Raw genomic sequence first — 21,473 nt, 5'->3', positions numbered from 1 at the left:
CCCACACTGACACCTGTTCAACCCGATTGGGGCACTTAGGCGCCTCAGCAGCCGTTATCATCTTGGGTATTTAGGAAGGTTTTGCTGGCTGGGATGGTAGGAAACCCTGCCTCTTGATTGAATTCTTCCCCTTAGCTAGCGGGCTCCGACGACTGGGGCAGTTTCTGGGGCCTTTCAGGTGCCAAGGGTGTGGGATTTCGAAGCCGTAGCTCACGGCGCCCACGGTTGCCCTCATTCGCCATCATCGCACCACACCGCCCACGGTCACTCTGGCACGCCACCAGTCGCTATCAACTGCGAGCACCGAGACCATCGCTGGCGGGTGTCTGGGGGCGTTGGGCAATTTGCTAAGCACGGACCAACTCGTCCACGGTTGCTGGCCATCGAACTGCCATCGGTTGTGAACGACCGTGGCTGTGCGAAGGGCTGTGGGCTGTGGGGGTGTTAGAAAGGGTGGGTAGCAAATGTCACTGTAGCACGCGTCGAGGTCCGTTAAGCGGACAAAGCGCTAATTCGCTGCATCTGCGCCAAAGTCCGCTTGCATAACTTTAGACTTGGATCGGTTTTGTCGCGTCCAACAATATCCCGCATGCTAGGCTGTAGAGGTTAGCTCAAGGTTTTCTTAATCTAGCAGCCAATCTCGAAATTTGACGGCGGTTTTATTCTTCTCATTTACGCGGACATAATAACCCTCGAGGCAAGGCGCAATTTTGCTATGTGCCAAAACAAGTTGGCCCAAAGCGATTGCGGAATGTGCTAAGCTTTCGCTGACCAATGCAACGCCGTTTCCATAAATCGCCATGTTGAGGGCTGCACCGAAGGAGTCCACGAAAATGTGGGGCGTCAAGTTCTCATCTCCGCCCTCTTGCCAGCTCGCCCAGCCAGCAGATGTTCCAACAGCCTCGATCAATGGCAGAGTGTGCAGCGCGCCCACCAAATCGGGGGACTTCAAGGCCAAAAGTCCGTTGGGTTCCAGCAAAGTTGCATCGCGCCCGAATTGCTTGTGAGACCCGAATGGGATTTCGACATCTGCGCGCACGGAATGGAAGTCATCAGGCCAGATCGTGCTTAGAAATCGCAAACGGACTTCGGGATGCCGGGCTGTGAAGTCCGCAAGGCGTGGTGCAATGATCCATTGGGCGACGCTTACGGATGTGGCCACCGTGAGCAGGTTTTGGGTTGGCCCCATTTCGAAAGTCCGAGCTGCCGCCGTCAGGGTTTCCAATGCGGAGGCGACTTGCGGCATCAATTTGCGCCCATCGTCCGTCAGCATCAAACTCCGCGCCTGTCGAATAAACAGCGCCACGCCCAATCTGTTCTCCAATGATTTTACGTGCTGACTGACCGCAGATTGAGTCATGCCAATTTCTTCTGCGGCAGCCGTAAAGCTTAACCTACGGGCGGCGGCTTCAAAGGCGCGAAACCATGTCAGGGGGGGCAGTGCTTTGGTCATGATCAAGTTACCCATTAGTCATACTAATGCATAAGCCTGTGATTTCTGCGTTTGTCAAATTGTCGGATAGGGCTGAGTATTCGAACCACGCGTACAAGGAAGAACACCATGCAGCCAGTCATTCGAAAAATTGTCACCTACGATGAAGAGATTCTTGTCGAAGGGTTCAAGTCAGCGGAAATTCCGTGGCGCATGTTTGCTGTGGCTGCTGTTGTGACCAACCCTTGGGCGGGTCGTTTTGTAGAAGACCTGAAGCCTGAAATTCACGCTTACGGTCCTGTGCTAGGCGCATTGCTTACAGAGCGCATGATTGCATTGGCCGGATCAGGCGACGCAATTGAAGCCTATGGGAAAGCCGCAGTCGTCGGCCTAAACGGCGAAATTGAACATGCCTCTGGCCTGATCCACACCCTGCGGTTTGGCAATCATTTCCGCGAAGCTGTGGGCGCAAAATCCTATCTCGCCTTCACAAACACACGTGGCGGGGCCAACGCCCCAATCATGGTGCCGCTCATGGACAAAAATGATGCAGGTCGCAGGTCGCACTATCTGACCATTCAGTTTGCCATCCCCGATGCGCCACGCGACGATGAAATCGTGGTTGTATTGGGCGCTGCAATGAATGGGCGCCCGCATCATCGGATTGGTGATCGTTATCAAGATCTGAAGGATTTGGGCCATGATCTGGACAACCCGGCCGCGGTTTAAAGTCGGGTCACTGGCGGTGATCACGTCTGGTGACGGTCCGCTGGTCTTGCTGATCCATGGCGTTGGTTTGCGTGCCGAGGCATGGTGTGCCCAGATAGATGATCTATCGCGGACTTGCCGTGTCGTCGCCATCGACATGCCAGGCCATGGTCACAGTTCGGCATTGCCAGACACAGCTGTTTTGGCAGATTTCACGGATGGGATTGTGGCGGCATTGGACGAACCCGCGATCGTTGTCGGGCATTCGTTCGGGGCAATGATCGCGCTGGATATGGCGATCAAGCACAACGCGCGTGTGAACGGCGTTGTCGCTTTGAATGCCATCTATCGTCGTGATGCCGCAGCACAGACCGCGGTGATGGCAAGGGCGAACAGTCTTGATGGCAAAATGGTTGCAGATCCAACCGCCACCTTGGAACGCTGGTTTGGCGGCGCGCCTTCGCCACAGAGGAACGCGTGCAAAGAATGGCTGCAGACAGTTAACCCAGTGGGATACCGCAACGCCTACTGCATATTTGCCCAAGAAGACGGACCGACAGAGGCTGGTCTGAGGGCACTGGACTGTCCCGCGCTCTTCGTAACTGGTGAACAGGAGCCAAATTCCACTCCGGCCATGTCCAAGAACATGGCCGCATTGGCCCCAAGCGGACGAGCCGAGATTTTTGAAAACGCTGCCCACATGTTACCGATGACACATGCCGCGCAATTGAACGGGCTTTTGAGCACCTTCGTCGCGAAAACCTCAGAAAGGATGTAAAATATGGATTTCTCTCTTTTTGCGCATATGGAACGGCTTTCGCCCGAACAAGATCATGCCAGTTTGCGCGAGGAACTGATCGGGCTTGCGAAAATGGCCGATGATGGTGGCATGCGTGCGGTCTGGTCGGGGGAACATCATGGGATGGATTTTACCATCGCACCCAATCCCTTTTTGACGCTTGTAGACCTCAGCCAGCACACCAAGAACGTGCGCCTTGGGACGGGGACGATCGTAGCACCGTTCTGGCACCCGATTAAGCTAGCTGGCGAAGCCGCAGCAGCCGATCTGATCACTGAGGGTCGGATCGAATTGGGCATTGCACGTGGTGCCTATTCTTACGAATACGAACGCCTGATGCCGGGCATGGATGCGATGGAGGCAGGGTCTCGGATGCGTGAGATAACGCCGCTGCTGCGCGACCTTTGGGCGGGCGACTGTGCCCATGACGGGACGTATTTCCAGTTTCCGACAACGACCTCTGCGCCAAAACCAGTTCAAACGGACGGCCCGCCGATCTGGATCGCGGCGCGTGATATCAACAGCCATACCTTTGGGGTCAATAATGGGTTCAACATTCAGGTGACCCCGTTGTGGCAGGGCATTGATGAGATCAAGGATCTGATGAGCAAGTTCAATGAGGCCTGCGCAGCCTTTGAAGGGCAGCGCCCAAAGATTATGCTTTTGCACCACACCTATGTCGGCGTAGACGCTGACGACACCGCATTGGCCGCAAAGCAGTTGTCTAAGTTCTACAATTACTTCGGTGCATGGTTCCAGAATAGGCGACCCGTATCGCAGGGCCTGATCGAAACCTTAAGCGACAATGATTTGGCCGCGAACAACATGATGTCTGCGGAAAATATGATGCGCGACCTGACTATTGGGACAGCACAGGAAGTCATTGACCAGATCAAACGGTACGAAGATCTTGGCTATGATGAGTATGCGTTTTGGATTGATAGCGGCATGGACTTCGAACGCAAACGCAGTTCACTATCGCGCTTCATTGACGACGTTATGCCAGCATTCACCTGAGGAACACGATGACAAGGCTTCCGCATTTCCAACTCTATATCGACGGTGCGTTTACCGAAGGCCGTAGCGGGCAAACGATGACCACCCAAAACCCCGCGACGGGGGAGGATTGGGCCACTTTCGCCTGCGCCGCACCTCAGGATGTTGATCGTGCGATCACAGCCGCGCGGCGCGTGTTGGATGACCCCGCATGGCGCGATATGACCCAAACGCAGCGCGGCAAACTGCTGTATCGTCTCGGCGAATTGATCGCGGATCATGCTGACCACTTGGGCCGGATCGAGACGACAGACAGCGGCAAACTCCTTGCGGAAACGACAAGCCAGACAGGGTATGTTGGGGAATATTACCGCTATTACGCCGGACTGGCGGATAAAATCGAAGGGGCAGTCCTGCCAATCGATAAACCCGACATGCATGTCTTTACCCGCCGTGAACCGATTGGTGTTGTGGTAGCGATTGTGCCGTGGAACGCTCAGATGTTCTTGACCGCGACAAAGCTGGGACCAGCACTGGCCGCTGGGTGTTCTGTTGTTTTGAAAGCCTCTGAGATAGCGCCCGCGCCGATGCTGGAGTTCGCCCGCTTGATCGAACAGGCAGGCTTCCCACCCGGCGTGGTTTCGATCATTACAGGCGATGCCGCAAATTGCGCCATTCCACTGACCCGCCATGCAGACGTGGATCGCATTGCCTTTACCGGAGGCCCTGAAACCGCCCGTCATGTTGTTCGAAACTCGGCCGAGAATTTTGCTGTCACCTCGCTCGAACTTGGGGGCAAGTCCCCAATCTTGGTGTTTGATGACGCCGATCTTGATGGCGCGGCAAATGGGTTGATTGCAGGTAATTTCGGCGCGTCAGGGCAAAGCTGCGTTGCTGGATCGCGTGGTTTGATACACAGGCCCATCTTTGAGACTCTGATCGAGCGGATTACAGAAAAATGTGCGAAAATCGTCGTCAGCGACCCGCTGGATACACGGACCCATCTTGGTCCGCTTTGCACAAAATCGCAGCTCGATCACATCACAGCAACTTTGGCTACAGCTAAGGAACAAGGCGCAAAAATCCGCTTCGGGGGCGCAGCACTTGATCGGCCTGGGAACTTCATGGCACCAACCCTTGTGGAATGTGCAAACCACAGCATTGAAACACTGAACGTCGAGCTTTTCGGCCCAGTGATGTCGTTGCTCCCGTTTGACACCGAAGAAGAGGCCATTGTCTTGGCCAACAGCACACCCTTTGGTCTTGGCTCAGGTGTTTTCACCCAAAACCTTGCACGTGCCCACCGCGTCTCATCACGACTGAAGGCTGGAATTTGCTGGGTGAACACCTATCGAGCCATTTCGCCAATCGCACCATTTGGGGGGTACAACCGTTCGGGCTACGGACGCGAAGCGGGCCTTGATGCCATCAATGACTATACCCGAACAAAAACAACGTGGATCAACACATCCGCGGAGCCAATGTCGAACCCATTTGTGATGCGTTGATCAGCTTTCCGAATTTGGGACGCTGTCTGTTTTAGCAAGATGCATCAATGTGCCAAAACCGTTTATGGTCGCGACTTTAACCTGCAGGTAAAATGTTTCAGAAGTATGAGCGCAGACTCCCGAAGATATAGAGAACAACACAATTGTCCGGTATGGGGATTGTACTGCCAACGCATTGCATATCCGGTTTGGACCGAAATTTCCGTGTTTCGCTTGCAAGTTCGCCCGGTACCGGACATTCGCTGCGAGACAGAAAATAGGTAAAGTGGGCCGAAGCCGACCTCTGGTACACCGCGCAGGTCATGGACCTGTCCGGGCGGAAGGCAAAAGTCGGCGACGATTTCGAGCGTATCCATCAGTGCCAGTATCTTGGTCGTCACCCCGCCGCTGCGCATAAGTGCGAACGATCCAAAGAACGGCCTTTGCAACGAGACGCAGGTCACGTCCAGTTTGGCCGGGATCTGATTGCTTCCCCTGCAGATGCTTAACGTCAGCAGATCCAAGTTTGCCTTGGCAATTTGCTTGCGTCTTTCAAAACGGCAATTCTCTGCGGTAACCGCGTGAACGGTGCCGCAGAGAGCTAGGCGTCGGACTAGGCCGAAGGTTTGATCTGCACGGTGTGCATCATGCCGTTGTCTTCGTGAAACAAGTTGTGACAGTGCATCACGAATTCTCCGGTGTAGTCTTGCTGGTAACTTGTCGCCAGAACGCGCCCACCGTTTGTTGCGCCTGAATTTGAGCCGTCCGAGCTGTCAAAATAGACTGTATCGCGCCAAATCGGCATGAGATAGGGCATGGTCACACTCGGTGTGGGCCAACTGCCTTGATCAGCAGATGGCCAACCGAAGCTCCCCGAGCCGCCCGAATTCTTGTCGACCAGATACCGCCCGTGGATTGCAAATGAGTTGATGTGGATGTGCATCATGTGAGGACCATTTGAACTGTAAAGTTCCCACGCTGTCAGCGTGTCATTTGTCAAAATGATCTGCGCCCCATCCGCCAAATTGGCGTCAAAGGTCCTGCCGTTGATCTGGAAGTTCCCCGTACCCAACATGTCCGCCGCCCCAACATACCCGAACCATTGGCTTTGCGTTGCCGTTGGTGAGGCATTCAAAGAAGGCGCCATCGGTGGGCGTTCAATTTTTGCGCCCGCCTCGATTGCAGGTAATTTGGAATTGTCGAACAGCTTCATCGTGGGAAGCGATTGACTTGTGGTCAGGGTGCGTGGGGTGGCCACCACATTGACGTTCAGTATGACGCTGGTGTTGACCTCACCTTCAGCCCCAACAACTGTGGGCGCTTCGTCCTGAGACGCACCGACCATTTGATACGTGCCCGCCGACATCGGCGCCTTAACAAGGATATCCAAGCGCTGCGCAGGTGCCAGCGTGATGAGCTCAGCGGTTGTCCAGTACTTTTTCGGATCCGACGCTTCCGATGTAGAATAGTCGATTTCAAAATATTCCGTATCATCCGTGTATGCTGTCACTGTTGACGGCCCGGTATCCATCGCAATCGGCAAAGTGACCTGATCATCATCAGTGCCTATCGGCAAAAGCGTGATCCCATCCACGCCGATGGCATAGACACCTGGCAGGGATGTATTGGTTCCGGTGGCTTTGAACATTGGGATAACAGTTTGCCCATTGGTTGCGTTGATCATGCGGAAACGCAGGATTTCCCCCGCATGCATGGTCAGCGTCGGTTGATAGGTGCCATTAACCCACAGAATTTGGACATTGGAATTATCCATTTCTGAAGTTGTCGCAATTGCATCCCCTACCGTTGCTCCATCAAGGCATGTTGTACCGCTGGGGTCATTGCCTGTGTAATAGGCATCTGGGACAAAGACGCCATCGACGGTCGGCGTTGATGCGTCGCTCACACTATAAAGACTTTCGAAACCTTGGAGAACGATCACTCGTTCGTCTCCCCATATTTCTGCTTGGGTTGTGCCTGACGAATTTGGCTTCAGGATGTTGCACTGATTTTCCAGGATTTCGTCAAAATCGATCTCCAGTGATCCGCTGCGCATCAGCAAGGCGCCTGCCATTCCGGGGCCGACCTGCGCGGCGACGGTGCCGTGCATATGCGGGTGATACCAAAAGGTGCCAACGGGATGTGTTTTGTCGATGTCGTAGTAGTTTGGGAACGCCGTGTCTGGCGTGGCTGAGATGGACTCCATATGCGCACCGTGGCCACTGTGGTCCGCGTGTGTGGATACCGTGGCACTGCTGGACTTGACTGTCACCAGTACATCGTCTGAGGGTGCGTTGGGCGCCACATGCAGGCCGTGCGTATGCAAGTTGGTGTAGTCATAGCTGTGTGGTGTAAAGCCGAGCTTCTGGTCGCCGATCTCTTCCGGTCGCGGGTTTCTGCCACAGACGCTCAGGCTATTTTCCAACCAGACGCTTGTGGCCTCGCCACGTATAAACTCCATCGTTGGTCCCACATTCGACAAGCTGTCGTCCAAATTGGTGAGGTCCTGATAAGACTGTGTATAGACGGTTTTGCCAGTTAGCGTGCCGTTGGCAAAAGGCGCGGGTCTGCTGCCAGCGGACAGCGCATAAACGTCGGTAACTGCGTTTGCCATGGTTGTGGTGACGTCGGTGTCATAAAGTCGCGCAAATTGTGCCTCAGCTGCTGCTTTGGCTGCTTTCTCTGCGTCAGTGTTGGTTGGCATTAGAGCGATCGCAATCTCCTTCTCCGTAATCATGTTCACAAATGCCGTCAGGCTAGCTTGGTAATCCGCTAGATGTGTGCCGCTTGTTTTCGCCATCAGGCTGGGTGGCGCAAAAGGTGTGGGCGCGTTGGCGTTCGCGTTCGCGGTGCTTGGAATACTGATCGTTTTCGCCAGCGCCGTGCTGCCCAAAAGCGTAAGAAAGTTGCGACGTGTGGTGTTGAGCCCGAAGCGTTTCATAAAATTCCCCCGATTGTCTGAAACATTGATAGGTGTTCAACTGTAAAAGGATCGAGGCTTGACGCAATCAAAAGTTGTATTGCTAAAAATAATAAAGCCCCTAGGTGCAGGACTCATAACCAAAAGATGACGACTGCGGCGAGAGCGAATGCATTGAGGCATACAGTCGGGCAGTGGTCATAACAGGGTGAGACACGTCGTCAGTCTTTGAGCTTGCCTAAAATTCGTTCAATGCGGTTGCGACGATTGTGTCTCCGCATCGCCGCAACCGGAGTTTCTCCAGTCTTGGGCAGCGCTGATCACGGCCCAAACCTGCCGTTGGTGATGAAAGGGATCGCCGCGGTGCAGCTTCCCCAAAGCTGACATTGAGTAGCAGACCAACCTAAACGCTGCTAGAGCGGCTGCAACGCGGGACTTAACAGCCGTTCGCTGCGCAATGCCGCAATGGCTGCTTGGGATACGATTAAGTTGCTGAGCAATGCTTATAGACCGCCTTCATGAACAAACCGAGATGGATTGTCTCCCCAGTACGCGTATTCGTAGCTGGCTGGATTTCTAATCAACTTCAGGACCCTCGTTTGCCATAACTTTAGATACATATTTTGGGATGCAGGTTCTTTGCAATAGGCCTCAAGCGCGTTGATAAGTTCCTCATCATTTGTCCGAACAGCATCGCCTGCTAGCGTGTAAAGGCACCCTATAAAAAAGCTGCGGGCACCTTCTCGTATTGATGTATCCGCAATCAGTCTGTCAAATTCAGCAACTGAAAAGCTATTGATCAGGGCAAGATCCCAATCTTGTTCGGGGATATCTTCGTCAGTTTGCGCCCACTCTAAAACCTCTTTGTAGAGCGGGTTCAGCGAATCCATTAGTTTTCCTAGCTTAAGTTAGGCGGGCTTGTTCACTCCCCAAACGCTACTTTGCACAACTTGTCCTAACAAGCCCTAGATATAAGCCGAAGCCGCTCTTGAAGATCTTTCTTCCAACGCCCCGTTAGCGATCATTCGCTGCGATGCAAAAATTGGGCAAAAGGGCTCTCTACAGTCATCGGATGCAGCGCAGCATCGCCCCAATCGCAGCCCGCATTGCCGACATTCGCCGCATCAGCAAAATCAGCAATACTCAAACACTCAATCAATGGGCTAAAGCCGCTGCCGTTCAATTTTCTTTCTGAGGCAATCCTGTCGGCCAACCGCGCCCAAGGTTGTGTCAGCATCTTCCCTAGCTATAACTTGCATCAGGTGGTTCCTGTGCAATCAGGCTTGCGCTATTCGCTCACTCTCTGGGCGCATTGGCCGGCGTTCAAATAACTGATCAAAAATCATCGAATTCTGGCACATTGCCGATCCGAGCCAAAAACGTTGGCGGGCTAATTTCGCCAGAACTTGGGTCTTCGACAATCATATAAGCATCCGCACCTGCGCAATCAGGTGACTGGCTCGCACGTTCCGCTCGGCTCTCGGCCTCTTCCGCCGTTGTGTACTGGAACTGTTTGTCAATTTTTACGCCAGCCGGAGCACCCTTTGTGCTCTTTGTCTCGATGTAGGTCTGACAAATGTAGTGGGTCTTCGACGTATCGTCTGACATTTTGTGTGATCCTTGAAGAGAATGTGCAGGATCAGGTAACAGAAGATGCTTCAAAAGGCACAAAACGTCCCTGATATGGGTCCAACTATCTGATGTGCCTCAAAGTGTCTCTGGCGAAGTTCAAAACTGGGTCACCTTCAGGGGCGTCCCGCACAGCAATAGGGTCGATTGGGACGAGCGCGGAACAAACCCGAGATGCGACGCAGCATCCTATGATATTAGGGCTTGTCAACGTCGGGTTGTCGTTGTGGGAGGGCATGGCGGATCGGAGGATTGGTCATGGAAACACCAAACTTACCTGCAATTCGCGCACTTCGCCCTGCATGGAACAAAGGCCGCATCGTTGCACAGAAACGGCCTTTGAAACCAAAGCACGTATGGGCAATCAGGGTGCGTCTCGAACTCGCAGAGATCGGCTCTCATTCCTGTTTTTTCATCGCGGTCTGCGGAAGTGATTTTCTTTTGCGCGCCAAGACCGTGGCAGGGGCCCCTTGAGCACTCTTGGGGCTCCAGCACCCTTCGCACCCGTTCAACCCGTCTGGGGCAGTTATTGGGGCATTTAGGCAGCCAGAAGCACCGCTGGGAGGTTACTCGCAATGTCAGGAATGGCTGGCTGGGATGGTAGGATTCGAACCTACGGTACACTGTACCAAAAACAGTTGCCTTACCACTTGGCTACATCCCACCAGCGTCGTGGGTGATACGCAAATCCCTACAGGTGATCAAGCCCTGAATCAGGCTATTTTTCTATTCCTTGGCGGCGTCGTCACGCAGGAGGTCTTCGCCGTCTGATATCTCGCGTTCGGCGTCGATCATCCGGTCCAACGCGCCTTCGGCTTCGGCACTGACAACCGCGACTTCGCCGCTGTCTTGGGGCGGTGATGCTGGCGTCTGTAATGCATTGCCAGCGGGGTGTTCAGGGGCCGCTGCACCGTCCATCTGGATGGTGTAGGTCGTGTTGGGCAAAGCGACGCCGGATGCTTCTATGGCCCGTTTCACAAGGCGCAATGCCTCGCCTCGGGCCAGTGTCATGGACGTGGCGCGCTGGTCTATCCATCCGACCACCACGATTTCAACGCCTGCATCGGTGATATCACCAATCCACGCATTCGCCGCAGGTTCTGACAGGATGAATGGCAAGTCTTGAACGGTGGTCACGGCCAGTTCGCGGGTCGCGCCCAGATCGGCGCCGCTGTCCACGCCCAAGGTGAACATAAACCGCCGTTCACGGTTTTGGCTGAAGTTGATGATGCGCGATTTGAACACGGTCGCGTTGGGGATGCGGATGTGGTTGCCATCAAAGCTCAGCAGGATGGTGGCGCGGCTTGTCAGACGGATAACTTTGCCTTGGTCACCATTGATTTCGACCACATCATTGGGGCGAAACGGTTGGCGGATTGACAGCATAACGGAGGCGATAAAGTTTTCGACCGTGTCGCGCACGGCGAAACCAATGGCCAAACCGATCAAACCAGCGGCGCCAAGGATCGTGGACAGCAAGGCCGTCGCATTCATAATATCAAGGGCAATGACAATCCCTGCGATCACAAACGCGATCTGGACAAGCATGCGGAACAGATCGGCGATAAACGCATTCGGAGCGAGCCTATTCCACGGGTTATCCCAACGACCCACACGCCGGCCGATCCACCAGATAATCAGGAAAACGGTCAGCGCGATCAGCGCGAGCGGGAGCTGAATTGCCAGTTGTTCCATCCGGTTCATGAAACGATCTATCGCGGGATCAAGACGGCGGCGAATGTCGGTGGTTTCGCGCACGTCATTCTTGATCGCGACGACCCCTTCGATGCGGTTTACAAGATCGTCCAATGCTTGTGCTTCTGGCAGGGAATTCGTCGTACCGCGCAGGGTCACGACGCCATCAGATACGGTGACGGTCACGTCTTCGTAGTTGCCAAGCTCTCCGAGGATTTCGCGGATACGCACAGCGATGCTTGCATCCAGCGCACCTGTGTCTTCGGTGGTGATTGCGCCTGTTGGGGCTTCTTGTGCCAGGGCGGGCAGGGCTGGCAGCAGTGCAAATAGGACTGCGAGAAGACGTAGAATGTGCATAATGGATCGCCGCTTAAATAATAAGGTCACGGCAATCTTAGGCGCATCAGTATAGAGTGGCTAGAGGCGAACAGGGTCCGCCTTGGCGATAGCGTCCAGCGCCATAAGCGTTTTCAGTGTCGCATCCATATCCGACAGGTGGATCATGTTTGGTCCATCAGATGGGGCATTGTCGGGGTCTTCGTGCGTTTCAAGGAAAACCGCGCCGATGCCCTGTGCGACGGCAGCGCGGGCCAGAACCGGGGCAAATTCCCGTTGGCCACCACTTGAACCGCCAAGCCCACCGGGTTGGGCCACTGCGTGGGTGGCGTCCATCACAACCGGATATCCGGTTTTCATCATTTCGGGCAGGGATCGCATATCGGCGACCAGCGCGTTGTAGCCAAAGGACACACCGCGTTCGGTCAGCAGGATGCGTTTGTTGCCTGTCGATTCTACTTTGGTGACGACGTTCGCCATATCCCACGGCGCAAGGAACTGGCCCTTTTTGATGTTCACAGCCGCGCCGCTTTCGCCAGCGGCCAGCAGCAGGTCAGTCTGGCGGCACAGGAATGCGGGGATTTGGATGATGTCGCAGACTTCGGCCACGGGCGCGCATTGTTCGGGGGTGTGGATATCTGTCAGTACGGGGCAGCCAAATTCGGCTTTGATGGCCGCGTGGATCGCAAGACCTTCGTCCATGCCAAGGCCGCGTTTACCTGACAGGGATGTGCGGTTGGCCTTGTCGTAGCTGCCTTTGAACACGAATTGCGCGCCGTAGGCGTCACAAACGCGCGCCATTTCGGTGGCGATCATACGGGCGTGGTCCAGGGATTCCAGCTGGCAGGGCCCTGCGATGACCGTCAAAGGGCGATCATTTGAGGCCGTGACAGACCCGATTTTGACGTCATGCATTAGGAGCTTACCTGTTCACGAAGGATGGAAGTGGTGAGGGAGATCATCAGATAGACACCTGAAAAGATGAGGAACGCAAGCAGCGTGTTCTCAAACGATTTCGGATAGGTGGCTTCGTCCGGTGCGATGGGTTCGACCGATACCGACATGTAACGCACTTGGCGGTTCGCCTCGATGCGGGCTGTGTCCAGCGACGCGAGGGATGTTTGCACCTTTTGCACGGCGATCAGATAGTTTTCTTCGGCCTGACGCAGGCGCGCATTGTTGGACACGATTGATCCACCTTCGCCGCCGGACAATTGCCCACGCAGCAAATCAATTTGTTCCTGGATAAACAGGATCTGGTTTTCAGCCGCGTTCACCTGCGCCTCGTTCGGGCGGCGGTTGTTGAGAAGACTGGCGAGGTTCAGGCGTTCGTTATCAAGGCTGATTTCGAGCGTCGTAATCCGCTGTTGCAGGGCGGCTGTTGCGCCTGTGGCATCGGGTTGCTGGATTTCTTCCTGCACGGCCACAAGTTCGGCCAGTGCGGCCTGACGACGGACTTCGGCCTGTTCACTGTCGGCCATCGCACCTTCCATTTGATCAGAACGAACCCGTTGGGTCAGTTGATCGACCTGTTCTTCTGCGTAGCCGATCAGCGCTTCGGAAAATTCCTGGCTTTTGTCAGGGTCCGCCGCGATGACTTCCATTTTCAGAATGCCTTCGGTCGGGTCATAGCCGACCTGCACGTGGTCCTGAAACACAGCAAAGGCGTCTTCGTTGGACGAATCCGGTGCAAGACGCTGGATCGCGTCGATTTCGGGATTCATGAAATGTTCGGCAAATCCATGGTCTTCGTTCAGACGTTCCAGTGCCGAACGGGACGTGATGTAGGATTGTACCGTGGTGCTGTCGGTTTGCGTCGCAAGCCCTGTGCCTTGGAACAAACCACCAAGTCCGCCGCCGCCACTGCTTTCGGCCTGCTGGATCACGAATTCGGATTTCGTCCCGTACATGGGTGTGGCGTGCACGAAGAAATACCAACCCGCGGCCACTGTCGGCAGGATCACAAACATGCCCAAACGCCCGAACAGCGCCAGCATATTGCGGCGGCGGCGTTTGGCGATGTCTTTCTGAATGCGCCGGATTTCACCTGCGCGCCGTTCAGCCGGGTTATCGTGTGCGCCTACTTTGGTGGACGGAAGCGTGCCTTTGCGCTGCACGGTTTGGGGCAATTGCACCTTGGCCTGTTCAGCGGGGACCTTAGCCGTTGCGACCTGCATTTGGCCGGCCGCGGCTTTGGTCTGGGCATCGTTGGGCGTGACCAGTTCCAGCACATTGGCGCGCTGGAACGGATCAACACCCTGCTGGCGCAACTGGCGCACCGCATCAAAATCTGACGTCACCGCAAGGCCGTTTTTCTGGGCCACGCGCCGCGCCATGCGCAATTGACGCCCTGTCAGCCCTTCTTGGCGGATCGCATCGATATCTGTTTCGGACGATACGGTGGCGGCGCTGTCCACAGACCCGGACACACCTGATGGTGCTGCCTGCTGAGGGGCGGCAGATTGTGGCGTCGGGTCGGGCGCAGAAGCAGGGTTAACCGTGCTGTTCGAACTGCGTCGTATCCGGAATTTCTGTGCCTTGGGTTTCGTAGTCATACAGCTGTTTCGCTTCTTCCAAGGTGTCAAACATGACCAACTGCCCGTCTTTCAGAACGGCCGCCGATCGGGCGAATCTTTCAAGCGTTTTCGCTTGGTGGGATACGATGATGACCGTCGTGGTCGCCAATCGTTCCTTGAGGACTTCCCCGGCTTTGCGGTTGAATTCCGCATCCGTCGTTTGGGGCATGCCTTCGTCGATGAGGTATATGTCAAAATCCAAAGACAGCATCAACGCGAACGTAAAGCGCGCGCGCATACCTTGGCTGTAAGTGCCGACCGGCATGTCGAAATATTCTTCGATGCCAGCCATCCAACGGCAAAACGCCTCAACATAATCGGGGTCAAGGCCGTACAGCCGCGCGATGTAGCGACAATTTTCCTTGGCCGAATGCCTGTTCACGACGCCGCCCATAAACCCGAGCGGGAAAGACACGCGACATGCGCGATGCACTTCGCCTTCATCCGGTTTTTCAAGACCGGCCATCATGTTGATGATCGTCGTCTTACCGGTTCCGTTCGGGGCCAGAATGCCAAGCGAATTGCCAAGTTCCACGCGGAAATTGGCGCGATCAAGGATAACCTTGCGCTGGGTGCCTGTCCAAAAGGACTTACTGACGTTCACAAACTCAAGCATTTCAGCCTAACTACACCTCAAATGGGTTCGGTCTTTGGTGACAGATTACCCGTCTATTGTCTCCAATAAGAGAACAATCTGGCTATAATATGTCGGTGCGGTTCGCCTTTTTACAACGAAATTGACAAGAAGTTGAGGGGGTGAGCCGAGATTGTGCCCATTTTACTGGCGTTTGGGCGATCGATCCATAGTTTGGCGGTATGACGCTGATGCCCGAAATCGAAAACTGCCGGATATGTGCGGACCGTTTTGCAGCCACGCATACGGCCCACGTGCCCCGCCCCGTTGTGTGGTTTGCCCCCAGCGCGCGGATTTTGATCGCAGGGCAGGCACCGGGCATGAAAGTATACCACAGTGGCCGTCCGTTCACTGATCCGTCAGGGGATCGGTTGCGTGATTGGTTGGGTGTGGACGAAGACACCTTTTACGATCGGGCCCGCGTGGCGATTGTCCCGATGGCGTTTTGTTTTCCGGGGTATGATGCCAAAGGATCAGATTTGCCGCCGCCGAAAATATGCGGACAAACATGGCATGGTCGCGTGATGGACAGTTTGCCGAATGTGGCGCTGCGCATCTTAGTGGGTGCATCGGCACATCGGTACCATCTGGGCGTCAAATCAAATGTGACTGACACGGTTGTCGGTTGGCAGGACCATGCGCCGCACACCTTTGTCTTGCCTCATCCGTCTTGGCGCAATACCGGATGGCTGAAGAAAAATCAGTGGTTCGGGGCGGATGTGTTGCCCGCGCTGCGCGCCCGCGTGAAAGAGGTTCTGAATGACGGAAACGACTGAAATCGATTTGGCCCATGCTGCCATGGTCGCGGATGAAGCGGATGATCTGGCGCGATTGCGGTTCTACGAACGGCTGGCGGAATCAGAATTGTTCATGCTGCTGGAGGGCGAAGCCGAGGGCGACCAGATTTCCCCGGCCATGTTCGAAGCCGAAGACCAGCAGTTTGTGCTGATTTTTGATCGCGAAGCCCGGATGTCGGATTTTTACGGCAAGGCCATTGCGCCATACGCGGCGCTGTCCGGGCGTGGCATGGCGCAGATGCTAGAAGGCCAGCGGATCGGGATGGCGTTGAATATGGGCGTTGCCCCGTCGGCAATGTTGGTGCCTGCCGAAGCGGTGGATTGGTTGGCCCAAACGCTTGGGTCTGATCCCGAAGAGGTCGAGGGCCAGATCACCGAATTGACCCCGCCCAAAGGACTGCCCGAAGTGTTGCTAGAGGCGCTTGATCGAAAACTGGCGACGGCCGCTGGACTGGCCGTCGAGGCGTATTTGTGCGGCGTTACTTATGAAGGTGGCGGGCGCGGGCATATGCTCGCCTTTGTTGGAACTGTTGAGGGTGCCGAAGGCGCGTTGACAGCCGCAGTAAACGAGGCACTGGTGTTTTCGGGGATTGATGCGGGCATGTTGGACGTGGCCCATCTTGAAGGTGGTGATCCGGTGTCTGAACGCGTGGCCAAGGTCGGTTTGCGGTTTGATTTGCCAACGCCGCAGATGCCCCAAACACCGGGTGCGAACCCCGGGATGGACCCAGACAAGCCGCCGAAGCTGCACTAGGCGCGTGCCGCGAGCGGGGGCGCACCTGCGGTGCGCCAGTAAGAAGGGGCTTTGCCCCTCGGCCCGAGGCCTCACCCCAGAATATTTAGGAAGCTCAGACGGGGCTAGTAGCCCTTGGTGCGATCCACGAGGTGGAGTAACGCCTCGCCCGCCTCACCGCGGCGGATGTTTTCGGCGATGCACAGGGCAGCGGTTTCGGGGCGTGTTGTGGACGCGATATGCGGTGTCACGGTGATCTTGGGGTGGGCCCAAAAGGGATGTTGCGCTGGCAGTGGTTCAACGCGAAACACATCTAGCGTTGCATGGGCAACATTTGCATCCAGGGCTGTCAGCAAATCATCATCATCAATCAGTGGGCCGCGGCCGGGGTTGATGATAAAGGACCCCGGCGCGAGCAAAGCCAGCGTTTGTCGGTCCAAGATGTTGGTCGTGGCGTTTGTCAGTGGCAGCAAAAGGATCACGATCTGCGCATCTGTGAGGGCCGCCCGCAGGCCACCGTTGCCAGACAAGCATGTGACGCCATCGATGGCCTTTTGCGAACGGCTCCATCCGGTGACGGGAAAACCCAAACCGATAAGGGCGCGCGCGCAGGCCGTGCCAAGTGCGCCAAGGCCGAGGATCGTCACAGGCCGTTGTGATGCAAGTGGGGGGTAATCTGTACGCCACTGGCCGTCCTGGCCGTGGACATGCACATCCAGTCCCAGATGATGGCGCATCGTGTGGCCCACGACCCATTCCACCATCCCATCCGTAAGCCCCGGATCCACCATGCGGGCGAGCGGCTGGGTGAGGGTCGGGTTTGGTGCGATGTCTTCGACGCCGGCCCACAGGTTCAGGACTGCTTTGCACCGTGTGAAGGGGGTGAAATCCTGCACGGGGCCATTCGGCGCGGCAATGATGTAATCAACCGTATCGGGGGCGTGATCGCGGGACAAATCAACGCTAAGGCCTGCTTTGGCGAAGGCGGGCGGCAGGGTGGTTTGATATTCTGGCCAAATAGGATCGCCTGCGGAAAATAGGGCGCGGATCATCGGGGTTTATGCACGTGCGCGGATTGCACGAGCCCGAATGCGACCATCAGAACCAACATCGCTGACCCGCCATAGGAAACCAGCGGCAACGGCACACCCACAACGGGCGCGAGGCCCATGACCATTGCCATGTTCACCGAGAAAAACAAAAAGAACGTCACGGCGACGCCCATGGTGATCAGGGATGCAAACCGATCCTTGTTGGTGATGGCCGACATCACGCAGAAAATAATGATGAGGGCGTAAAGTACCAACAAGCCGAAGGCGCCGACGAACCCGAATTCTTCGGCCAAGGTCGTGAAGATGAAGTCTGTGTGCTTTTCGGGTAGAAAGTTCAGCCGGCTTTGTGTGCCTTGCATGAATCCGCGCCCGGTCCAGCCGCCGGACCCGAGTGCGATCTTGGCTTGTGTGATGTGATAGCCCGCGCCAAGGGGGTCTTGGGTCGGATCGAGGAAGGTATCAATGCGGCGATACTGATAGTCTTTGAGAACCTGCCATCCGGTGCCGCGCGACTGGAACACGGCGGTGACAAGCCCGACAACGCCTGCAATGACAGTTGCGAAATAGGCCCAGTGGACGCCAGCCAAAAACATGATTGCGCCCCCGCCGGATACCAGCAGGATTGTTGTGCCAAGGTCGGGTTGGGACAGCACCAGATAGGCGGGGGCTGCGATGAAGATCAGCGGGACAAGGATCCAGACGGGCTTGCTCACTTTATTGAGGGGCAGCCAGTCGTAATAGGCGGCCAGCAGCATAATCAACGATATTTTCATCAGTTCGGAGGGTTGCAAATCCATCGGCCCGAGGTCCAGCCAACGCTGTGATCCGTTGCGTTCCACACCGACGAATTCAACAAGAACCAATAGAACAAAGGCGAGCAAATAGGCGACGACCGCCATGTTGCGCCAGAACCAGATCGGGACCATCGCCATGCCGATCATGACTGCCACGCCAAGTCCGAAACGCTGAACTTGCGGGGTTACCCAAGGGTCCATTGATCCGCCCGCCACAGAATACAGCATCAAAAAGCCAAAGCCGGACACAGCTGTCACGAGGAACACAACAGGCCAGTTCAGAAACAGAAGTTTGCGAAATCCGGCGGGGACGTATTTGACCTGATATTCAAGATAACTCATGTGTCTTGCGTGCCCCGTCCGGGCTGAATGTCGCGGATCAAATCAGCGAGGCGGCGTTGCTGTTCGGCGATCTGCCCACGTGAAGCGGAGGGGTAGGCCGACAGGGGCGGCGTGCCTTCGTACAGCGCCTGAAGCATTACATCGCGCGCAATCGGTGCGGCGGCGGTTGATCCACCGCCACCATGTTCCACAACAACAGCGACCGCATATTTTGGATTGTCAGCGGGCGCAAAGGACACAAACAGCGCGTGATCGCGGCGGTTCCATGGCAAGTCGGCATTGCGGGTTACACCTGCGTCGCGTTCGGCTTGTGTGATGCGGCGCACTTGGCTGGTGCCCGTTTTGCCCGCCATGCGAAATTGTTCTTCTTGGATGCGGGTGCGGTAGGCGGTGCCGCGTGAATGATTGGACACGTCATACATCGCACGGCGCACGCGGCGCAGGTTGTTTTCGTTCAAACCAAGGCTTTCGCCCGCGCCGGATGGCTGTTCGACCCCGTCGATAGACCGCACAAGGCGCGGTTTCACGGCGCGCCCTGTCGCAATCCGTGCCGTCATAACGGCAAGCTGTAACGGCGAGGTTTGCACATATCCTTGGCCGATCGATGCGTTCACCGTGTCACCGACACGCCAGTCTTCGCCGCGTGCTTCGCGTTTCCATTCCTTGTCAGGCATGATGCCGCTGCGGATCGCGGACATTGGCAGATCGTGACGTTCCCCAAGCCCGAGCTTACGCCCCATCGCAGCGATTTTATCAATCCCAACGCGCTGGGCGATATCGTAATAATAGACATCGCAGGATTGTTTCAGGCTCTCGTTCAGGTTCATGTTGCCATGGCCCGCACGGCGCCAGCAGTGAAACCGTACGTCAAACACATCCGTGTGGCCAACGCATCGCACGGTGTCCTCGGCCTCAATCGCGCCGTCTTCAAGTGCGGCAAGGGCTGTCACCATCTTGAAGGTCGATCCGGGCGGATAGGTGCCTTGAACGGTTTTTGCAGCCAGCGGGCGGCGGTGCAACTTCGCGTCAATTTCGCGTTCGTTCAACTCGTCCCACAGGGCGACGGATATGCCCTGAACGAACACATTGGGGTCAAACGTCGGCGCGGATCCGATGCCTTTGATATCCCCGTTTGTGACATCGATCACAACGGCGGCTGCGGATTCACCGTCCAGCCGTGCCTGAATGTAGTTTTGCAGCCGCGCGTCCACGGTCAATTGCACATCCGCGCCGGGGATACCTTCGACACGATCAAGTTCGCGCATCACGCGCCCCGCGGCGTTCACTTCAACACGCTTGGTGCCTGCTGACCCGCGAAGCGCATGTTCAAGATTGTTTTCCACCATCGTTTTACCGATCTGGAAGCGTGGAATTTGTAACAGCGGGTCTTGGTCTTCGATCCGGCTCAGGTCAAAATCCGAAACAGGGCCGACGTACCCAACGACATGCGCCATATCGAGGCCTTGAGGGTAGGTGCGGCTGCGGCCCAATTCCGCTACGACGCCGGGCAGGGCGGGGGCATTCACGGTAACTCGTGCCACGTCTTCCCATGAGATGCGCCGCGCAATGGTGACGGGCACAAACGGGCTGAGCTCTTTGAGTTCTTTGCGCGCCTTTTCCAGCACTTCAGGATCAAGGGCGATGATGCGGTCGAGCCGTGCCAACACCTCGTCCACATCGCCGGCACCTTCCCGGGTCATGGTGATGGTGTAGTGTTGTTCGTTATCAGCGAGCACAACGCCTTCGCTGTCATAAATCAGGCCGCGTGCGGGTGGGATGAGGCCGATGTTGATGCGGTTTTCTTCCGCCAACATGCGAAACGTATCCGCCTGTTCAACCTGCATGGACGCCATGCGTGCGCCAAGGATGCCGATCATGCCCAACTGGGCCGTGCCAAGCAGCATCGCACGGCGCGAAATGCGGCGTGAACTGTCCTCGATCTCCTTTGGCCCGCGCTTCATAACCTATGTCCCAATGCGTCCACTTCACCCGGTGCAGGCCGGTTCACGCCGAACAGCGCGTACGACACGAAAACCACCGCCGGATACAGTGTAATAGTTAGCATTAATTGCACCAAAGTCAGCCCCAGCGGGGCCTGGGCCACCAAAACCATCGATAATGTGAAGCGATAGATCAGCGTGATCACAACAATTCCGAAGGCAACCGTCGCCCATTCCAACCAGAAGGGCAGCGTGCGCATGGAACGCGCCCGTCCGCGCAGGATTTCACTGAGGATCAGAACCAACCCCGCCCACAGACCCGGGGGGCGTTGGAACAACATGTCAGCGAGCAAGAATATGACACCAATCGCAAGGGCGGGCGCAAACGACGGGCGGCGTGTGACCCACGCAAGGGCAAGCAGGATCAACAGATCAGGCGCGATCCAGCGCACCGGGTCAAACAGGACATCCGTTTCGGTGCCCGCTGTTGCGCGCGGCTGCACAATAGGTTCCAGCGATGATCCCCCAAGGCTTGGCGGCACCGTTTCAAGCGGGATCAAATGTGTGAAGATAATAAACAGGCCTAGCAGTACGAAGGTCATG

19 protein-coding genes, 1 tRNA gene and 2 pseudogenes are annotated in these 21,473 nt (G+C 56.1%); 7 read left to right on the top strand and 15 right to left on the bottom strand.

Annotated features, from left to right (window positions below; all coding sequences use genetic code 11):
- Window positions 1-622: 622 nt before the first annotated feature.
- Window positions 623-1,453: a LysR family transcriptional regulator gene (locus L0664_RS07610; RefSeq protein WP_235225053.1), complete on the bottom strand. Its 831-nt coding sequence runs from the start codon at window positions 1,451-1,453 to the stop codon at window positions 623-625.
- A 108-nt stretch (window positions 1,454-1,561) separates the two neighbouring features.
- Between L0664_RS07610 and L0664_RS07605 the strand changes: the two genes are divergently transcribed.
- Genes L0664_RS07605 through L0664_RS07590 form a run of 4 tightly spaced genes read left to right on the top strand, consistent with a single transcriptional unit; the run spans window position 1,562 to window position 5,443 of the window.
- Window positions 1,562-2,161 carry an amino acid synthesis family protein gene (locus L0664_RS07605; protein ID WP_235225052.1) on the top strand — a complete coding sequence of 200 codons (600 nt, stop codon included), beginning with the start codon at window positions 1,562-1,564 and terminating at the stop codon, window positions 2,159-2,161.
- Window positions 2,133-2,918, top strand: a complete 786-nt coding sequence (locus tag L0664_RS07600) for an alpha/beta fold hydrolase (RefSeq protein ID WP_235225051.1) — start codon at window positions 2,133-2,135, stop codon at window positions 2,916-2,918. The genes L0664_RS07605 and L0664_RS07600 overlap by 29 nt, the downstream gene beginning before the upstream one ends.
- Before the next feature lie 3 nt (window positions 2,919-2,921).
- The gene (locus tag L0664_RS07595) at window positions 2,922-3,956 is read left to right on the top strand and encodes an LLM class flavin-dependent oxidoreductase (protein ID WP_235225050.1); all 1,035 of its coding nucleotides are present in this window, start codon (window positions 2,922-2,924) and stop codon (window positions 3,954-3,956) included.
- A gap of 8 nt (window positions 3,957-3,964) precedes the next feature.
- Window positions 3,965-5,443 carry an aldehyde dehydrogenase gene (locus L0664_RS07590; protein WP_235225049.1) on the top strand — a complete coding sequence of 493 codons (1,479 nt, stop codon included), beginning with the start codon at window positions 3,965-3,967 and terminating at the stop codon, window positions 5,441-5,443.
- 592 nt (window positions 5,444-6,035) lie between these two features.
- Here L0664_RS07590 and L0664_RS07585 read toward each other — a convergent pair.
- The 5 genes and pseudogenes from L0664_RS07585 to L0664_RS07565 form a co-directional block, all read right to left on the bottom strand.
- Window positions 6,036-8,363 carry a multicopper oxidase family protein gene (locus L0664_RS07585; protein WP_235225048.1) on the bottom strand — a complete coding sequence of 776 codons (2,328 nt, stop codon included), beginning with the start codon at window positions 8,361-8,363 and terminating at the stop codon, window positions 6,036-6,038.
- Window positions 8,364-8,476: 113 nt separating this feature from the next.
- Window positions 8,477-8,620: pseudogene (locus L0664_RS07580) on the bottom strand (IS5/IS1182 family transposase); the annotation flags it as partial.
- A gap of 225 nt (window positions 8,621-8,845) precedes the next feature.
- The gene (locus L0664_RS07575) at window positions 8,846-9,232 is read right to left on the bottom strand and encodes a hypothetical protein (protein WP_235225047.1); all 387 of its coding nucleotides are present in this window, start codon (window positions 9,230-9,232) and stop codon (window positions 8,846-8,848) included.
- Between the two features lie 131 nt (window positions 9,233-9,363).
- Window positions 9,364-9,579 carry a hypothetical protein gene (locus tag L0664_RS07570; protein WP_235225046.1) on the bottom strand — a complete coding sequence of 72 codons (216 nt, stop codon included), beginning with the start codon at window positions 9,577-9,579 and terminating at the stop codon, window positions 9,364-9,366.
- 98 nt (window positions 9,580-9,677) lie between these two features.
- Window positions 9,678-9,950: a hypothetical protein gene (locus L0664_RS07565; protein WP_235225045.1), complete on the bottom strand. Its 273-nt coding sequence runs from the start codon at window positions 9,948-9,950 to the stop codon at window positions 9,678-9,680.
- Window positions 9,951-10,229: 279 nt separating this feature from the next.
- Here L0664_RS07565 and L0664_RS07560 point away from each other — a divergent pair.
- Window positions 10,230-10,361: pseudogene (locus tag L0664_RS07560) on the top strand (integrase); the annotation flags it as partial.
- A gap of 199 nt (window positions 10,362-10,560) precedes the next feature.
- On the opposite strand, the gene L0664_RS07555 reads toward L0664_RS07560, so the two are convergent.
- From L0664_RS07555 to L0664_RS07535, 5 genes are all read right to left on the bottom strand, one after another.
- Window positions 10,561-10,635: transfer RNA gene (locus L0664_RS07555), tRNA-Gln, on the bottom strand.
- Window positions 10,636-10,697: 62 nt separating this feature from the next.
- Complete coding sequence (locus tag L0664_RS07550) at window positions 10,698-12,023, bottom strand: mechanosensitive ion channel domain-containing protein (RefSeq protein WP_235225044.1); 1,326 nt, start codon at window positions 12,021-12,023, stop codon at window positions 10,698-10,700.
- A 60-nt stretch (window positions 12,024-12,083) separates the two neighbouring features.
- A complete protein-coding gene (gene kdsA, locus L0664_RS07545; protein WP_235225043.1) occupies window positions 12,084-12,917 on the bottom strand; it encodes a 3-deoxy-8-phosphooctulonate synthase in 834 nt (277 codons plus the stop codon).
- Window positions 12,917-14,557, bottom strand: coding sequence for a KpsE/RkpR family capsule polysaccharide export protein (locus L0664_RS07540; RefSeq protein WP_235225042.1), 1,641 nt, complete (start codon window positions 14,555-14,557; stop codon window positions 12,917-12,919). The genes kdsA and L0664_RS07540 overlap by 1 nt, the downstream gene beginning before the upstream one ends.
- A complete protein-coding gene (locus L0664_RS07535) occupies window positions 14,496-15,194 on the bottom strand; it encodes an ABC transporter ATP-binding protein (RefSeq protein ID WP_235225041.1) in 699 nt (232 codons plus the stop codon). Before L0664_RS07535 ends, L0664_RS07540 begins: the two co-directional genes overlap by 62 nt.
- Before the next feature lie 200 nt (window positions 15,195-15,394).
- Here L0664_RS07535 and L0664_RS07530 point away from each other — a divergent pair, with 200 nt between their 5' ends.
- On the top strand, window positions 15,395-15,988 hold the full coding sequence (locus tag L0664_RS07530) for a uracil-DNA glycosylase family protein (RefSeq protein ID WP_235225040.1): 594 nt from the start codon (window positions 15,395-15,397) through the stop codon (window positions 15,986-15,988).
- The gene (locus L0664_RS07525; RefSeq protein ID WP_235225039.1) at window positions 15,972-16,763 is read left to right on the top strand and encodes an SseB family protein; all 792 of its coding nucleotides are present in this window, start codon (window positions 15,972-15,974) and stop codon (window positions 16,761-16,763) included. Before L0664_RS07530 ends, L0664_RS07525 begins: the two co-directional genes overlap by 17 nt.
- A gap of 104 nt (window positions 16,764-16,867) precedes the next feature.
- Here L0664_RS07525 and L0664_RS07520 read toward each other — a convergent pair whose 3' ends face one another.
- From L0664_RS07520 to L0664_RS07505, 4 genes are read right to left on the bottom strand one after another with little or no spacing between them, the layout of a single operon-like run.
- Window positions 16,868-17,794, bottom strand: coding sequence for a 2-hydroxyacid dehydrogenase (locus L0664_RS07520; RefSeq protein ID WP_235225038.1), 927 nt, complete (start codon window positions 17,792-17,794; stop codon window positions 16,868-16,870).
- On the bottom strand, window positions 17,791-18,930 hold the full coding sequence (gene rodA, locus L0664_RS07515; protein ID WP_235225037.1) for a rod shape-determining protein RodA: 1,140 nt from the start codon (window positions 18,928-18,930) through the stop codon (window positions 17,791-17,793). The genes L0664_RS07520 and rodA overlap by 4 nt, the downstream gene beginning before the upstream one ends.
- Entirely contained in the window at window positions 18,927-20,891 is a 1,965-nt protein-coding gene (gene mrdA / locus L0664_RS07510) for a penicillin-binding protein 2 (RefSeq protein ID WP_235225036.1), read from the bottom strand. Before mrdA ends, rodA begins: the two co-directional genes overlap by 4 nt.
- The gene (locus tag L0664_RS07505) at window positions 20,888-21,472 is read right to left on the bottom strand and encodes a hypothetical protein (protein WP_235225035.1); all 585 of its coding nucleotides are present in this window, start codon (window positions 21,470-21,472) and stop codon (window positions 20,888-20,890) included. Before L0664_RS07505 ends, mrdA begins: the two co-directional genes overlap by 4 nt.
- Window position 21,473: the final 1 nt, after the last annotated feature.

It is taken from the genome of Octadecabacter dasysiphoniae (assembly GCF_021532615.1).
GTDB lineage: Bacteria > Pseudomonadota > Alphaproteobacteria > Rhodobacterales > Rhodobacteraceae > Octadecabacter > Octadecabacter dasysiphoniae.
The sequence above is the reverse complement of the archived record's forward strand: the minus strand, read 5'-3'. Positions and strand labels throughout refer to the sequence as shown.

What these genes read in the sequence shown, in the direction of transcription:
- L0664_RS07610 (WP_235225053.1), bottom strand. Translation starts at nt 1,453, where the DNA reads ATGACCAAAGCACTGCCCCCCCTGACATGGTTTCGCGCCTTTGAAGCC.
- L0664_RS07605 (WP_235225052.1), top strand. Translation starts at nt 1,562, where the DNA reads ATGCAGCCAGTCATTCGAAAAATTGTCACCTACGATGAAGAGATTCTT.
- L0664_RS07600 (WP_235225051.1), top strand. Translation starts at nt 2,133, where the DNA reads ATGATCTGGACAACCCGGCCGCGGTTTAAAGTCGGGTCACTGGCGGTG.
- L0664_RS07595 (WP_235225050.1), top strand. Translation starts at nt 2,922, where the DNA reads ATGGATTTCTCTCTTTTTGCGCATATGGAACGGCTTTCGCCCGAACAA.
- L0664_RS07590 (WP_235225049.1), top strand. Translation starts at nt 3,965, where the DNA reads ATGACAAGGCTTCCGCATTTCCAACTCTATATCGACGGTGCGTTTACC.
- L0664_RS07585 (WP_235225048.1), bottom strand. Translation starts at nt 8,363, where the DNA reads ATGAAACGCTTCGGGCTCAACACCACACGTCGCAACTTTCTTACGCTT.
- L0664_RS07575 (WP_235225047.1), bottom strand. Translation starts at nt 9,232, where the DNA reads ATGGATTCGCTGAACCCGCTCTACAAAGAGGTTTTAGAGTGGGCGCAA.
- L0664_RS07570 (WP_235225046.1), bottom strand. Translation starts at nt 9,579, where the DNA reads ATGCTGACACAACCTTGGGCGCGGTTGGCCGACAGGATTGCCTCAGAA.
- L0664_RS07565 (WP_235225045.1), bottom strand. Translation starts at nt 9,950, where the DNA reads ATGTCAGACGATACGTCGAAGACCCACTACATTTGTCAGACCTACATC.
- L0664_RS07550 (WP_235225044.1), bottom strand. Translation starts at nt 12,023, where the DNA reads ATGCACATTCTACGTCTTCTCGCAGTCCTATTTGCACTGCTGCCAGCC.
- kdsA (WP_235225043.1), bottom strand. Translation starts at nt 12,917, where the DNA reads ATGCATGACGTCAAAATCGGGTCTGTCACGGCCTCAAATGATCGCCCT.
- L0664_RS07540 (WP_235225042.1), bottom strand. Translation starts at nt 14,557, where the DNA reads ATGACTACGAAACCCAAGGCACAGAAATTCCGGATACGACGCAGTTCG.
- L0664_RS07535 (WP_235225041.1), bottom strand. Translation starts at nt 15,194, where the DNA reads ATGCTTGAGTTTGTGAACGTCAGTAAGTCCTTTTGGACAGGCACCCAG.
- L0664_RS07530 (WP_235225040.1), top strand. Translation starts at nt 15,395, where the DNA reads ATGACGCTGATGCCCGAAATCGAAAACTGCCGGATATGTGCGGACCGT.
- L0664_RS07525 (WP_235225039.1), top strand. Translation starts at nt 15,972, where the DNA reads ATGACGGAAACGACTGAAATCGATTTGGCCCATGCTGCCATGGTCGCG.
- L0664_RS07520 (WP_235225038.1), bottom strand. Translation starts at nt 17,794, where the DNA reads ATGATCCGCGCCCTATTTTCCGCAGGCGATCCTATTTGGCCAGAATAT.
- rodA (WP_235225037.1), bottom strand. Translation starts at nt 18,930, where the DNA reads ATGAGTTATCTTGAATATCAGGTCAAATACGTCCCCGCCGGATTTCGC.
- mrdA (WP_235225036.1), bottom strand. Translation starts at nt 20,891, where the DNA reads ATGAAGCGCGGGCCAAAGGAGATCGAGGACAGTTCACGCCGCATTTCG.
- L0664_RS07505 (WP_235225035.1), bottom strand. Translation starts at nt 21,472, where the DNA reads ATGACCTTCGTACTGCTAGGCCTGTTTATTATCTTCACACATTTGATC.